We start from the raw sequence: 14,718 nt of genomic DNA, 5'->3' as shown, positions 1-14,718 counted from the left end.
ACATAAAAAAGAAGGAGCGAGAAACCCGCTCCTTCTAAGCCATCATATATGGAATTATTTATGGAAACCGCCTAATTGTTGTTCAGCTAGTGAAACTAGACGTTTTGTAATTTCGCCACCAACAGATCCGTTAGCGCGAGATGTTGAATCAGCTCCAAGTTGAACACCAAACTCTTGAGCGATTTCGTATTTCATTTGATCTAATGCTGCTTGAGCACCAGACACTGCTAATTTGTTTGTGCTTGCCATATGGTATCACCTCCTTGTGAGTATAGAGTGTGATAAACCATAGGACTTCATACATATCTAATGATGGTAATTTATGGTTTTAGAAAAGATCTTCAAATTGTTCTTCTTCACTCACTTCTACTGTTTGTAATACCATCTTTTCTGTATTAGCAACAGCTTCTTCAATAAGTGGTGTAAAGTCATATTTTGATTCAAAGCGATTTGCTTTTTCACGCTTCGGTTTTGTCGATGGACTTGCTGGTGTGAATACTGTACAGCAGTCTTCATACGGACGAATCGAAATATCATATGTTCCAATTGCATTTGCAACTTTAATAATTTCTAGTTTATCCATCGTAATAAGCGGGCGAATTACTGGATAGTTTGTAACCTCATTAATCGTATGCATACTATCTAACGTTTGGCTCGCTACTTGTCCAAGACTTTCACCCGTTGTTATCGCAAGTGCATTACGCTCCTCTGCAATACGTTCTGTAATACGCATCATCATACGGCGCATAACTGTCATAGAATAACTAGATGGAATTTCCTTATTAATTGTTTTTTGCACTTCAGTAAACGGAACAAGGTGAAGCGTCACACGTTTACAATACTTTGTTAACTCTTGTGCTAAATCAATTACTTTTTGCTTCGCACGCTCACTTGTGAATGGCGGACTATGGAAGTGAACTGCCTCCACTGATACACCGCGCTTCATTGTTAAGAAAGCAGCTACTGGGCTATCGATCCCACCAGAAAGAAGTACCATTACTTTTCCGCCAACGCCAACTGGTAATCCGCCAGCTCCCATGCGCTCATCACACATAATATAGCTATAACCGCTGCGAATTTCTACACGAACATTTACATCTGGATTATGAACATCTACTGTAATGTCTTCTGTATTATCTAAAATATAGCCGCCAATCTCCGGAAGCAACTCCATCGTCTGCATCGGGAAGTGTTTATAAGAACGGTGTACTGTAATTTTAAATGTTTTAACATCGCCTTTTACTTGTAAGAAAGCAGCAAGCGCTCCTTTTTTAATGTCTTCTAATTCTGACGGTACTTTCATTGCTAAGTTAAACTTATGAATACCAAATACATCTTTCAATCTCTCTGCAATCGCCTCATGATCTTCACCATTTAACTGAATGTACATGCGGTCGTGTGTTGCATCGATTTTGATATTTGGGAATTTCTTCAATTTAAATTTAACGTTATCTTTTAACGTGTTTACAAACTTAGAACGGTTTTTTCCTTTTGTCGTCATTTCTCCATAACGAACTAAAATATATTCATATGTCATCATATTTCTTTACCTCATCACTTCATATAATTTTGGCAATGTTTCTTTTATAATTTCTTCAAATTGTGTTACTTCTTCCATCGTATTTTCAGGTGCTAAACTAATGCGAATCGCACTCGCTGCGGCAGCATGCGGTATTCCCATTGATACTAACACACGACTCACTTCATTTGCTTTTGAGGAACAAGCTGATTTGGTTGATACATATACGTCACGTTCTTCTAGAGCATGAACCACTACTTCTGGTTTCAACCCAACGAATGATACATTTAAAATATGCGGCGCAGCATACGCAAGCGATGTATTAATTGTTACATCTTCCATTCCCTCTAAGAAACGTACGAGTTCTGCTTGCAATTTCTGTAAGTGGTCACTCTTTTCTCTCATATGTTCCATTGTCATACGTAGTGCCTTTACCATCGCGACAATACCAGGTAGGTTCTCTGTACCCGAGCGATAACGCAGCTCCTGCTGACCACCTGATAAAATCGGATCTAATCTTACACCATCGCGTACATATAAAAGTCCTGTTCCCTTTACGCTATGAAATTTATGTCCAGATATCGAACAAAGATCAATATGAGAAGCATATAAATCAAGTGGTACTTTTCCAATTCCTTGTACATGATCCACATGGAATCTTATTTTTGGATAGTTCGCTAGCAATTCACCAACTTCAGAAACAGATTGAATCGCCCCTGTTTCATTATTCACATGGATCATTGAAACAAGGATTGTATCCTCACGAAGCGCTCGTTTTACATTTTCTACTGATACAATACCATGTTCGTTTACAGGTAAATAGGTAACATCAAAGCCGAGCCCTTCTAATTGTTTATATGCTTCAAACACAGACGCGTGTTCAATATTTGTTGTAATAATATGCTTACCACGAGAGCGATTCTTCATCGCTATTCCTTTAATCGCAAGGTTATTCCCTTCCGTTCCACCCGATGTGAAAATAATCTCGGAAGGCTTAACATGAAGAAGCCCTGCTGCAATCGTTCTCGATTGTGTTAATAAACGCTCCGCTTCTCCCCCGAGCGAATGAATAGAAGAAGGATTCCCAAAATATTTTCCTGCAACCGTTACGTAAGATTGAAGGACTTCTGGATATGGTTTCGTCGTCGCACTATTATCAAAATAGATCATCGTTCTTCCCCTTTCAGCGCTGTCACATCATATAATCATATCACAAATACGTGCAATTACGCTAAACATACTCAAAGGTTCCATTTTTCAATACAGAAGTATACTTCTATATTTTGAAACGAAAAACACTGCTGTATTCCGCTATTCATTATAGCAATATCGCTCTAGAATTTACACAGATCCAGTGCAAAAAAACAAACCCCTTTTTCATCAAGGGGTTTGTTCATTATCAACAAATTCAGCAATTTTTTGTACAACACCAGGTTCAAGTTGTTCCAAAACAGAAGCTGCTTGTTCTAAAGCTGCATCATATTCATATTCGCGGAACAATCTCTCTGCATTCTCTAAGCTTTGCGCCAAATCCACATCATGACTACGGTAGCGATTACCATATTGGATTAGCTTTTCTACTAAGTACGCTTGTCCAATTAACTCCTGCGTCTTTTCATATACACCGTTTACCATTGTATATGTTTCTTCTAACATACTATTTACAACATTCATATTTAGTGGTTTTAATTCTAACTGTTCATATACACCTTGCATTGCCTCTTGTCCTCTTTGTAAATCTTCCATAATGCTTTCTGGAAGACCTGGTAAGTTAGACTTTTGCATAAAGCGTTTAGCTTCTATGATCATATTGCGCATTTCATTTAATTTCTCACGCGCTTCAAATTCTTCTTTACGCATCATTTGCAACATATCTTTATACTCTACATGAAGTACCTTCAATGTTTCACATTGCTCATAAATCTCTTCCAGTTCTTCACGAATAACAGAGAATGCAATATCTTGCTCTGCAACACGTAATTGCAATACTTCAAAGCGTTTCATTAAAATATGCATTTGTTTTTCAATCAACTTTTGTGATTCAATGTCTTTGTCTTGCAGCTGATAGCTTTGTTTCACAAATTGCGTTTCGGATTTTGTCTCAATTGCTTTTTCATGAATTTCCTCTAAATCTTCGTAAATACTAACTGACTTTTTCTCTACATAATGCTTCGCATGTACTTCTTGTTCTAATTGATCATACAACATATCCAAACGCTTTTTTAAGCCTTCTATTTTCTCGTTTACTTCTGTTATATGAAGCTCTTCTAAATCAATCAGACATGTTTGTAGTTGTTTGTTCATATCCCGTACTTCTTTAGGGATTTCTAAATGATTTAATACATACCCTTGTTTTTTCATATCATCATGACCTTGTAATAAATCATCCAATTGTACCAGTAATGTTGCTTGACACTCCACTAATAAATCAGGAATTTCATGAACGATAATTTCTAAGTTCGCCAATCCATCTTCCAAACTTTTTACAATATCACGTGCCTTTAAATAATCACCGTTTGCCGTTGTCTCGTCAAACTCTTGAAACTTCGCTGATTCTATATCAAGTAACTCTTCAATTTTCTGTTCGGATTGTCCAAACATATGACGATGAGCCAATACATTCTTTTTCATACTACGATATGTATCACGTAAACCTTCAATTTCCGAACTATTTTTCTCATAGCTCTCTAATAATTGCTGTAGCTCATTTAAAATCTCCGTAATGCGGTTATCCGCTTCATCTAAATCACGAATGGATTCACTCATCAAACGCTTTGCTTTTCGGAAGGAAAATTGTGAGGCTGACCTTTGGGCATTTTCTAATGTTTTATCAGCTTTTGGCAGAAGGTTTGCAACAATTTCATCCCATTCTTCACGCCACTTTCCAAACAGTTCCTCTGTTTGTCCAGTCATATTTAAATCCTTAACCCGTTTCAATTCATCTGCAACAGGTTTATCTTTGACTTCTTGTTTCCACTGCTCAAGTGCTTCAATATCTTTATATAAACGATTTCTTATCACGAGCTCTATCATGAGCAGCACTAGAATAGAGCTTACTACGATGATAACGATCGTCAGAATAGAATCCATGTAAAATAGCCTCCTATTATATCTCTTTTTTTGTCCGTTCCGTTTATGAAATGGAAGGCATTATGTATAAAAAAGGAAATCCCCTATATTTAACAACTAACAATGTACTAATCATACCATGTAATGACGTGTTTTTGACCTAGTTTTTTTTAAAATTTCTTGTTTCTTTTGTTGCGTTTGTAATATTCCTTCTAAAAATTTCTCGATTTTCTTTTTTCCATACTCCGCTGCATTTATAAACATTTACTGGAAAGACTGTAATAAAGATACATCTTCTCTATGGGATATAAAATAAACCACTCTCGTTAACGTTGGCTCCACATGTATAATACGAATCCCATCTTGCACTGCCTGCTCCACTGCAATTTTTGGCAACAACGTAATACCCAGGCCAGCCCGAACCATCGCAAGCATCGGCTCAGCGTAGGATGTTTCTACGGCGATAGTAGGCGTAACACCTATCCCTTTGAACATTGTCATAATCATTTTTCTAATATCGCAAATTTCCGGATAAATAATAAGTTTTTCATGCTGCAAATCTTTTATTTGAATCGTATGTTCATCTTTATAGGCATGTTCATCCGAAACAACACAAACAATATTTTCTCTTCTTACTTCTTTTACAAGCTTTGCTCCTTCCACGATTGAATCAACTAACATTGCGTCAATCTTTCGCTCCCGAAATAATTCCATTAGCACTTTCGTATGTTCAATTTGCCATTCTACTTCATATATTTGTTCTAATGTACCTCTGCATTTTGATATGTAATGAGCAGCTAAACTCGGCAATACCCCAATTGAAATCTTTTTCTTCTCTTGATACTCTTTCAACTCTCCTTTCACATCATTTATTTGTTCTATAATTGGCTCAATCCGTTTTATAAATAGCTCCCCAGCCTCTGTTAATTCCACTCCTTGTGCAGACCGTTTTAATAACTTGACTCCTAAGTCCGCCTCTAATCTTTGAATTTGTTTACTGAGGGCTGGCTGCGAAATATGCAGAAGTTTACTCGCTTTCGATAAACTTCTTGTATGTTTCACCTCAATAAACGATTGTACTGCTTCAAAATCCATATGATACACACCTCTAACCAAAAGTTATAACCGCTATAAAAAATCAATATTTCCTATCCATAGAAAGCGAGCGCTATACTCATCTCATGCTTATTTTTATGAACTTACTATAATATCGGAATAAAAAGGAGAAAGATACTCGTGAGTAAAAAACAAATGCTACTTGGGTCCCTTTTATGCTTACTTGCCGTAACAGCTTGGGGATTTATGTTTCCTGTTATGGCCAGCGCTCTGCAGTTTATAGATCCATTCTTTTTCACAACAATCCGCTATGGATCCGCAGCTATTATTTTTACTGTTCTTCTCTTCATGATTGAAGGAAAAGTCGCTTTTCACTTAGAAAAACAAGCTCTCCGTTTGTTATTTTATGGTACAGTCGGTTTTGCCGGATACGGATTTCTTGTTTTCTATGGACAGCAATTAGCAGGACCTTCAGGGGCTATTCATGCAGCCATGATTCAATCTCTTATGCCGCTGCTTGCTTTACTATTACAATGGATCTTAAAAAATAAAAAACCACAAAACTATACATTTCTTTGTATGCTTTGTGCACTTATCGGTGTTATGCTTGTCATTTCAAAAGGTAATATTCACCTATTATTTGGAGCCGCTAGTCATGTCTCCACAAATCTATTTATGTTATGCGGCGTGATGTGTTGGGTCATTTATACAAATGGTGGTTCCCGTTTTCAAAATTGGTCACCGCTTCGATATACAGCACTTACTTGCTTATTCGGATCCATTTCACTCGTCCTTATTGTGGCTTTGCTAACGTATACAAACTTGATTTCTGTACCGCCTCTCCATACAATCGTCACAGTTCGCTTTGAGCTATTTTATATGTCGATTATCGCAGGAGTTATCGCCGTCTTTTGTTGGAATATGGGCAATCGATATATTTCATCCATTAACGGTATTTTATTTATGAATTTAGTTCCTGTACTGGCACTTATCGGATCGATTTTTCGAGGCTATAAAATTGAAGAAATTGAAGTAATTGGAGCGATGATTACCATTATCGCTTTACTATGCAACAACTTATGGCAACGAAAGCAAGAGCGTATCCAAGAAGAAATCACTTCTTGAAAAACACGCCAAAAAATATCCCCACCTAAAATATGGCGGGGGTATTTTACATATGGACTGCTCTCGGTAACGGATAATACATATGCGTTAAACATAATATTTGTTCCATCCATTGCTCTACTTCTTTCGTATACATTTCCAAAAAGAATGTTTCTGATGGAAACGAATGCAGTACCTCCGATATATATTGTGGATATAAATACGGCATGTTTATCATGCCCTTTAATTGTGTCATAAACATTGTAAAAGACACCTTTTGAAACTCTTGCTGCACTTGCCCCTGCTTAATGATTTGCTCTATATAATATCTTTCTTTAGAAAAATAAACAGTCATCACTTCCCGGATCAACGTTGTATCAATTGAAAGCTCTCGGTAAAAAAACCGAGTAAGTTCCCTATGCTCAAACTGATAGCGTAAAATTCCTCGTACAATTTGATTCATCACTTCTTTAGCTGGCAAATACTCTCTTTGTTCAAATGACCTTTCAATTACCCCGACATATCCTTCCAAAAAATCAGTTATAAGCTGTTCTAATAAACCTTGCTTTCCAGCAAAATAATATGAAATATTAGCCACATTCACATCCGCCCGCTTTGCAATATCTCGCACCGATGTTCCATCGTACCCTTTCGTATAAAACAATGAAATTGCCGCATCAATTACCTTTTGTTTCGTCTGCTTCATGCGCTCACTTCCTCTCACCCTGAACAGCTATAATGTAAATTTCTTGACTTTTAAGACAAATTCCTTTAATTTTCTATCGACAAAGTCATATGAAATACAGCGTATTTTGCTATGATTTTACATTTCTCGATAGAAAGGGTGCCGTTTCCATGTTTACAAAAGAAAGTTATGCAGGATCACGTGAGCAGCAATATGAAACAGTAATCAAACAACTTAATGCATTGTTAACGGGTGAATCAAATGTGGTCGCAAATTTAGCAAATGCTTCTGCTCTTTTAAACCAATTTTTAGAGCGTATTAACTGGGTTGGCTTTTATGTGACAGAAGGAAATCAACTTGTACTCGGGCCATTTCAAGGAATGCCTGCGTGCGTTCGTATTCCATTTGGACGCGGTGTTTGCGGCGTAGCAGCTGAAACAAAAACAACACAACTTGTTGCAGATGTTCATCAATTTCCAGGGCATATCGCTTGTGACAGCGCTTCTAATTCCGAAATTGTTGTACCGATTATAAAAGAAGGCACCGTCATCGGTGTACTCGATATTGATAGTCCTGAAAAAAATCGTTTCGATGAAGTGGATCAGCACTACTTAGAGAAGTTTGTGGAAACGCTCCTAAAACATATGTAAAAGATGCGAGCCATCTATTTAGTAAATCGATGGCTCATTTTTTTCATTCCCCATTCACATGAGAAAATGCATTCGATTGCTTCTGGAACGCGTACGCTAAATCCGAGACAATATCCTCCCATGATTCTAATCCAACAGATAAGCGTATTAAATTATCAGAAATGCCCATTTCATGGCGTACTGCCGCTGGAATGACAGCGTGCGTCATCGTTGCTGGATGTTGCACTAGCGTCTCTGTGTCACCAAGACTCACCGCAATTGTAATAAATTGCAATTCATTCATGAATGCCTGTGCTTCTTCTTTTCCACCTTTAATCGTAAATGAAATCACACCGCCTCCGCGCTTCATTTGAGACAATGCTATTTCTCCTTCTGGATACCAAACTGCCTCAACACTTTCGTGATTTTTCAAAAAGGCCACGACTTTTTCCGCATTATCACAGTGCCGGTCCATTCGTACAGCTAACGTCTTTAAACCACGCAGCAAAAGCCATGCATCAAAAGGCGCCATAATTCCGCCAATATCTTTTCGAATCGGCCGAATTTGTTCAGTTAGCTCCTTCGTTTTACAAACCGTCACACCAGCAACAACATCACCGTGACCGCCAATATATTTTGTAGCACTATGAAGAACAACATCACAGCCGAGTGTAAGAGGCGTTTGTAAATAAGGCGAGCAAAATGTATTATCGACAATGACAAGCAGTTCATTTTGTTTTGCCACTTTAATAACCTTTTCTAAGTCGATGAGCTTCATTGTCGGATTAATGGGCGTTTCAACAAATATCAACTTTGTATTTGGACGCATACTTGCCTGAATCTCTTCTTCTGTTTCCATATCACATAATGAATGTGTAATCATAAACTTCTCTTCTAACACTTCTAAAAAACCGTACGTACATCCATACAAACCGTTTGAACAAATGATATGATCTCCAGCACGTAAAAATGCGAGAAGTGTCGCCGAGATTGCGGCCATTCCAGAACCGAACGCTAACGCCGATTCTCCTCCTTCTAAAACAGCCATACGCTCCTCAAACAATTCCACAGTCGGATTTCCAAGTCTTGAATAAATGTAAGATGGGTCCTGCCCAGCGAAACTTGCTTCTCCTTGCTGCGCTGTTTCAAATGTATACGTTGAAGTTTGAAATAGCGGTGGCGTTAAACTCCCTTTATGCATCTTGGAATCATACCCGTGATGAATCAGCGCTGTTTCTATCTGTTTCTTTTTCATACAAACATCCCCCTTATGGTTCTATTTTATGTAAGCGTTTTCTATCTGTTGCTATCCTTTCTTTCATGTTGTTTTAAATTCCTTCTTGTAATTTCCAAACTTTACATGTATAAAACAAAATACGAACTCACTTGACGAAATAAGATTCAAAAGATATAATAGCGTTTGTGTAAAATAAAAAGGCAGCCTTGTGATGTGAGTTTATCGTTTGTATTTTGTTCCTCACGTTTGAGGTGTATCTCGTAACTCCCTGCTGCTGGAGCGAAGGTACATGAAAACAAAATGCGCATAAATGTCGATTACGTCTGTTTTTATTTTACGAAAATAAAAACACTTAAAGGAGGAGTCAACTATGGCTCGTTATACAGGTCCAGCTTGGAAACTGTCTCGTCGTCTTGGAATCTCTCTAAGCGGCACAGGTAAAGAATTAGAAAAACGCCCTTACGCACCAGGTCCTCACGGTCCTAACCAACGTAAGAAACTTTCAGAATACGGTTTACAATTACAAGAGAAACAAAAACTTCGTCACATGTACGGCATGACTGAGCGTCAATTCCGTCGCACATTTGACCAAGCAGGTAAAATGCCAGGTAAACACGGCGAAAACTTCATGATCCTTCTTGAAGCTCGTCTTGACAACCTAGTTTACCGCATGGGCTTAGCTCGCACTCGTCGTGCAGCTCGCCAATTAGTAAACCACGGTCACATCATGGTTGATGGTGCTCGCGTAGACATCCCATCTTACCGTGTAAAACCTGGTCAAACTATCAGCGTTCGCGAAAAATCTAACAACCTTGTTGTTGTTAAAGAAGCGATCGAAGTTAACAACTTCGTACCAGAATACTTAACTTTCGATGCTGATAAATTAGAAGCTACTTTCACTCGCTTACCAGAGCGCGCTGAATTAGCTGCTGAAATCAACGAAGCGTTAATCGTAGAGTTCTACTCTCGTTAATCTCGATGCTCTGCAAAGAGTAGTATTAAAAGTCTTAGAAATCTTGTTAAATCAAGGTTTCTGGGCTTTTTTTATTTTATTTAATAATGCAAAATAAGGCATAAAAAAGAATGTAATTGGGGCCAGTTTGGGGCCACAATTAAAAAGGCTGGCGTGTGTATAGAAATGGATAAGTACACAAAACAGATGGTAAAAGGAGTTAATTATTTTGAAAGAAAAATTCACCGAGATCCCTCTTCATGTACAAGACTTTCAAAAATTAAAAATGCTATTAGAAGAATTAGTACAAGATGAAGTAATATTCATTGAAGGTCTTTCTAAGTATTCTTTAAATATTTCTTCTAAAGAACATAAGGTCACCATTAACCTTAGAAGTGAGTTTTTCCTAGATCCATACTTGGCAATTACTGCTATAAGCATTACCCCAAGTAATCAAGGTAAGGGAAGTATTATTCTTGAATGGTTTAAAACATTCGCTAAAGAAAAAGGATTCGAACGATTAATATTACAGGAAGTTATAACTGAAGAAGGTTATCACTTTGCATTAAAAAATGGTTTCTCCAAAAAGGTTGGTCCATTCGAGGAAATATTTAGAAAGCCCGATAGTACTGACGGAAATTATGAGCTACATTTATAAAGAGTAAAATAAAAGTGAACGAATATTTTTTCATACTCGTTCACTTTTTTTATTTAAAACTATTTCCTCTTTCACAGTCTCTTTTTTGCTTTCTTTGATTTCGTTTCGTCTCCCTAAAAAATTCAACCATCCTTAATTCTGTTTCTTCACTAGACAGATTATCTACTACAGTACGTTCTTTCCTTTCCACAATAAGAGATTTCACCCTTTCATAAAAAATGTGAATAAGTTCACTTTGATGTATATTAGTGGAAATAAAAAAGGAAATCTACTCATAATTAAGTGAACACTCTATTTATTTCTTACAAAAAGATACTAAAAAATAAATTATCTTCAAATGCTAAATGTTTTTTCCTTTCACATCAAATATTAATTTCCAAACTTAACCACCTCGACTGCTAAGCATGGTAAAATATTCTATATAAAAACGTCAAGGGGGAGTATTTAATGGGGAGTACTTTACTTAATACATTAAAAAACGTTATTGATTTTATAAACCCAGAAGGAGCAAAATCAAAAGAAATTAAAGAAAATATTAATCACTCTCATATCGCCGCTGCTAATATTTATTGTCGTAACATAAATGAACTATCTGCACAATTCATTATAGAGACAGCTTATCAAGTTGAAATCCACACTCCTAATACAGATAAAAAAGAAGAGAATTATCACCTTCACTTACAAAAATACGCTGATTTAGATCATCTCAAAAAAGCTTTCCTAAATGGTATTGGTGAATTACATTTGCTAAGTTTAGAGGAAAAAATAAAAATATTACCTTCAACCTACATTTTCAATGAACATAACATTAAATACAAAGCAATTGAAACTAGAAGATTAGTTCCTGATTTTCTTTACATTTTAAATGATGAGGAATACTGCGTCACCTTGAAACCAATTCATACTACTACATCCTCCAAAGAAATAAAATATGAATTACAAACACTATATAAAGCACTTTACCTATCCTTGAATAAAGAAATTGATATTGATTCAAATTTCCAAACGTCAACATTCGATGAATCAAAGCACATTTTACGTTATTTTAGATTAAATCAAAACAGTTTATTTTTATTAGTAGCAGATTTAAAAGGTAACGTGCATCATCATACATTTAAAAACATCAATAAAATCAACCATGGATTATTTGGTACACAATTAAAATTTTGGATTTATATGCATGGAGATACTTATCGATTCTACCTTCCATATGAGGAAGATACATTTAAAACAAGCCATATTCCATTAGATCAAGAAATATTTAAAATAACAATATAACATTTCTAACAAATGCACACATTTAGTCCCTCTTCTTTAATTATGATATCTTTATTCGTTAAAAAGCCTACTGATCATACATCTCAGTAAGCTTTTTTATGTTCTATTAAGATGCAAGTAGTTCTTGATTTTGTATTTTCATGTACATCTGTAACATTGGTGTGATATCAGTTATAAAACTCGTCCTTTAATTTTGAATATGGATAAGTTCGCTTAGAGGTATTTTAATACCTCTAATAAATTCATTACAATGTAATATTTACAGTTATCTCCTTAAATTGGTATGATTTACTTATTGAGGAGGAAAATTCATGAGTTTAAACATGTATCTAGGAGAAGTACATACCCAAACACAAAGTATGAATGCTGTATGTACCGCTACCATTCAAGGTATGGAACAAGCCATTCAGTCGATTGACGCTTTTGCAGTTGACACTGTTTTACAAGGACAAACATATAGCAGTGCAAAATCATTTTTTGTACAAACCTTTCGTCCTTTAGCACAAGGAATCGTTTACTTATGTGAAGAATTAATCCTTCAGAATGATGCCTTTCCAAGTCAATTTGAATCCAAGGTAGCTTCAACTGATGTCATTGAACAAGAGTTACTAGAACAAATTAAAGAAATTGACCGAATGAAAGCAAGTATGGAAGCCATCACTCAAACCATGCCAATACCAAGTATGGACGCTATGGCGAATCTTTTTACTGTCATGAGAAAAAAACTGCAAGAAAAGTTAGATCATTTGTATCAGTTTAATCAAACATCTAGTAATAACTATAGTACAGCAATTCAATTAGCCGCTAGCATTGCGATGGGTTTGGCGGAAGTCCAAAGTGGGAAAGGTTTTAGTCCTGCAAGTGGTACATTTAGTACACAAGGATTGAATATGGAATGGACGACTTCTATTCAAGAGATTACAGAAGATAGGAAGCGTCAGGCTGATAATTCAATTAAAGATGGAGAAATGTGCGGTAGGCTAGAAGAAAAATCTCCGATTAGAAAGGCTTGGGACGATAAGGTAGACGATGTAGTTAAAATGTTTGAAACAGTAAAAAAGATGTGGAATGGTACTGTAATCGGAACAGGGAAAGCTGTTGAAGATGAAATCAAGTCCATGGAAACTTTAAGTAATATGAATATGGACTTAGAAACTTTTATTAATGTTACATATACAATTTTACATTTGGAAGAAACGGCACAAAATATGTGGCATGCATTTTCAAGTACTATGAAACGGGATATAATAGATGGAGATGCAGAGAGCCTTACACAATGGACTACTTATGGATTAACACAAATAGCTATTGGTCTAATTGCTGATAAGGGACTAGGTAAAGCAAGCCTGGTCACAAAAGGAATAAAAGGAGCAGGTGGAGCAAGTACATTCGCTAAAGGCGTAACGCTAGTAAAAGAATTGAAGCAAGCATCTGAGATTTTACAATCTTTTAAGAAAGATGTTTCTTTTGCTTTCTCTGGTGGAAATATCATAACCAAGATACCTCAAAGCGAATTGAAGCAAGCCTATTATAATTTTGCAAAGACTACGACTTCAAGTGCCCAAAAAAGAAATTCCCCAGGAACAGTAACTTCAAGTTTTAATCTTGAACGAAGCTTAGGGACTCAAAAGAAATTAATGTATAATGGTGGTTCTATTGGTGTTATTCCAAAAGAAGTACGTGATAAGTTAGTTGGGAAAGAATTCAAATCGTTTGATGAATTTAGAGGAGAGTTTTGGAAAACAGTTGCTGATTCAAACTATGCGAAAGAGTTTAACCAAAGAAATATAAACCTTATGAAAGAGGGTAAAGCTCCATTCGCTCCATTATCTGAGAAGTATGGTCAGCATAATCAATATATTTTGCACCATAAACAACCAATTCACCAGGGTGGAGATGTGTACAATCTCGATAACTTAATAATTGTTTCTCCTAATATGCATCAAAATATTTTAGATCGTTCATATCATTTCGGTAAAAAAGGTTAATAATTATGAAAGGATGGTTAGTATGACACTCAAAATGACGAAAGAAGAACTTATTGAACTTGTAACGAAGATTTGTAACCCTAAATTACCAGAAGAAGAACTTAATGAATATGTAAACCAATTTAATAATAGTGGTGTGCCTCATCCCGCTCCAAGTGATATAATCTTTTGGGATTTTAGGGATTTAACACCAAAAGAAATAGTAGAGATTGCGTTGAATTACAAAGAAGAAGAAGAAAAATAAAAATAAAATATTAAAGTACAAGCCGCCCACCTTGAAGTGACCCCATAAAGTTAGACAGGTTATTTCATTAGGAAACCTTTTGGGCATGGGTCCGGTATTGTACCGGGCTCATGCCTTTTAGTTTTGCCTTAATTCTTTTATGATTATAGTACTTTATATATTTTGCTAGTTCTTTCTTAAAATGTTCTATACTCTTAAATTCTTTTCGATACAGAAATTCTGACTTCATGATGCCAAAGAAGTTTTCAATCACTGCGTTATCGTAACAGTTTCCTTTACGAGACATACTTTGTGTAATG

15 protein-coding genes are annotated in these 14,718 nt (G+C 36.1%); 7 read left to right on the top strand and 8 right to left on the bottom strand.

The genetic code is table 11. The features are described 5' to 3' along the window. Nucleotides 1-54 precede the first annotated feature (54 nt). The 5 genes from C568_RS0111500 to C568_RS0111475 form a co-directional block, all read right to left on the bottom strand. Nucleotides 55-249 carry a small, acid-soluble spore protein, alpha/beta type gene (locus C568_RS0111500; RefSeq protein WP_000168892.1) on the bottom strand — a complete coding sequence of 65 codons (195 nt, stop codon included), beginning with the start codon at nucleotides 247-249 and terminating at the stop codon, nucleotides 55-57. 79 nt (nucleotides 250-328) lie between these two features. Continuing rightward, on the bottom strand, nucleotides 329-1,540 hold the full coding sequence (gene thiI, locus C568_RS0111495; protein WP_006096130.1) for a tRNA uracil 4-sulfurtransferase ThiI: 1,212 nt from the start codon (nucleotides 1,538-1,540) through the stop codon (nucleotides 329-331). Nucleotides 1,541-1,546: 6 nt separating this feature from the next. Continuing rightward, nucleotides 1,547-2,689, bottom strand: coding sequence for a cysteine desulfurase family protein (locus C568_RS0111490; protein WP_018781593.1), 1,143 nt, complete (start codon nucleotides 2,687-2,689; stop codon nucleotides 1,547-1,549). 210 nt (nucleotides 2,690-2,899) lie between these two features. Then, nucleotides 2,900-4,609, bottom strand: coding sequence for a septation ring formation regulator EzrA (gene ezrA, locus C568_RS0111485; protein WP_018781592.1), 1,710 nt, complete (start codon nucleotides 4,607-4,609; stop codon nucleotides 2,900-2,902). A gap of 243 nt (nucleotides 4,610-4,852) precedes the next feature. Then, nucleotides 4,853-5,683, bottom strand: a complete 831-nt coding sequence (locus C568_RS0111475) for a LysR family transcriptional regulator (protein ID WP_018781591.1) — start codon at nucleotides 5,681-5,683, stop codon at nucleotides 4,853-4,855. A gap of 141 nt (nucleotides 5,684-5,824) precedes the next feature. On the opposite strand from C568_RS0111475, the gene C568_RS0111470 reads away from it, so the two are divergent. Continuing rightward, nucleotides 5,825-6,769 carry a DMT family transporter gene (locus C568_RS0111470; RefSeq protein ID WP_018781590.1) on the top strand — a complete coding sequence of 315 codons (945 nt, stop codon included), beginning with the start codon at nucleotides 5,825-5,827 and terminating at the stop codon, nucleotides 6,767-6,769. A 46-nt stretch (nucleotides 6,770-6,815) separates the two neighbouring features. Here the strand turns inward: C568_RS0111470 and refZ are convergent, their stop codons facing one another. Further along, nucleotides 6,816-7,454, bottom strand: a complete 639-nt coding sequence (gene refZ / locus C568_RS0111465) for a forespore capture DNA-binding protein RefZ (RefSeq protein WP_018781589.1) — start codon at nucleotides 7,452-7,454, stop codon at nucleotides 6,816-6,818. A 149-nt stretch (nucleotides 7,455-7,603) separates the two neighbouring features. On the opposite strand from refZ, the gene C568_RS0111460 reads away from it, so the two are divergent. Beyond that, a complete protein-coding gene (locus C568_RS0111460) occupies nucleotides 7,604-8,083 on the top strand; it encodes a GAF domain-containing protein (RefSeq protein ID WP_018781588.1) in 480 nt (159 codons plus the stop codon). A gap of 43 nt (nucleotides 8,084-8,126) precedes the next feature. On the opposite strand, the gene megL is transcribed toward C568_RS0111460, so the two are convergent. Further along, nucleotides 8,127-9,317, bottom strand: coding sequence for a methionine gamma-lyase (megL, locus tag C568_RS0111455; protein ID WP_018764507.1), 1,191 nt, complete (start codon nucleotides 9,315-9,317; stop codon nucleotides 8,127-8,129). 352 nt (nucleotides 9,318-9,669) lie between these two features. On the opposite strand from megL, the gene rpsD reads away from it, so the two are divergent. From rpsD to C568_RS0111425, 5 genes are all read left to right on the top strand, one after another. After that, nucleotides 9,670-10,272, top strand: a complete 603-nt coding sequence (gene rpsD, locus C568_RS0111450) for a 30S ribosomal protein S4 (protein ID WP_003201150.1) — start codon at nucleotides 9,670-9,672, stop codon at nucleotides 10,270-10,272. 208 nt (nucleotides 10,273-10,480) lie between these two features. Continuing rightward, complete coding sequence (locus C568_RS0111445) at nucleotides 10,481-10,909, top strand: GNAT family N-acetyltransferase (RefSeq protein ID WP_018781587.1); 429 nt, start codon at nucleotides 10,481-10,483, stop codon at nucleotides 10,907-10,909. Between the two features lie 447 nt (nucleotides 10,910-11,356). Beyond that, on the top strand, nucleotides 11,357-12,187 hold the full coding sequence (locus C568_RS0111435; RefSeq protein WP_018781585.1) for a hypothetical protein: 831 nt from the start codon (nucleotides 11,357-11,359) through the stop codon (nucleotides 12,185-12,187). A 311-nt stretch (nucleotides 12,188-12,498) separates the two neighbouring features. After that, the gene (locus C568_RS0111430; protein ID WP_018781584.1) at nucleotides 12,499-14,175 is read left to right on the top strand and encodes a T7SS effector LXG polymorphic toxin; all 1,677 of its coding nucleotides are present in this window, start codon (nucleotides 12,499-12,501) and stop codon (nucleotides 14,173-14,175) included. A 22-nt stretch (nucleotides 14,176-14,197) separates the two neighbouring features. Next, complete coding sequence (locus C568_RS0111425; RefSeq protein ID WP_018781583.1) at nucleotides 14,198-14,419, top strand: bacteriocin immunity protein; 222 nt, start codon at nucleotides 14,198-14,200, stop codon at nucleotides 14,417-14,419. Between the two features lie 67 nt (nucleotides 14,420-14,486). On the opposite strand, the gene C568_RS0111420 is transcribed toward C568_RS0111425, so the two are convergent. After that, the coding region (locus tag C568_RS0111420; RefSeq protein ID WP_018781582.1) for an IS3 family transposase at nucleotides 14,487-14,718 on the bottom strand (232 nt) is incomplete at its 5' end.

It is taken from the genome of Bacillus sp. 95MFCvi2.1, from assembly GCF_000374965.1.
Lineage (GTDB): Bacteria > Bacillota > Bacilli > Bacillales > Bacillaceae_G > Bacillus_A > Bacillus_A pseudomycoides.
The sequence above is the reverse complement of the archived record's forward strand: the minus strand, read 5'-3'. Positions and strand labels throughout refer to the sequence as shown.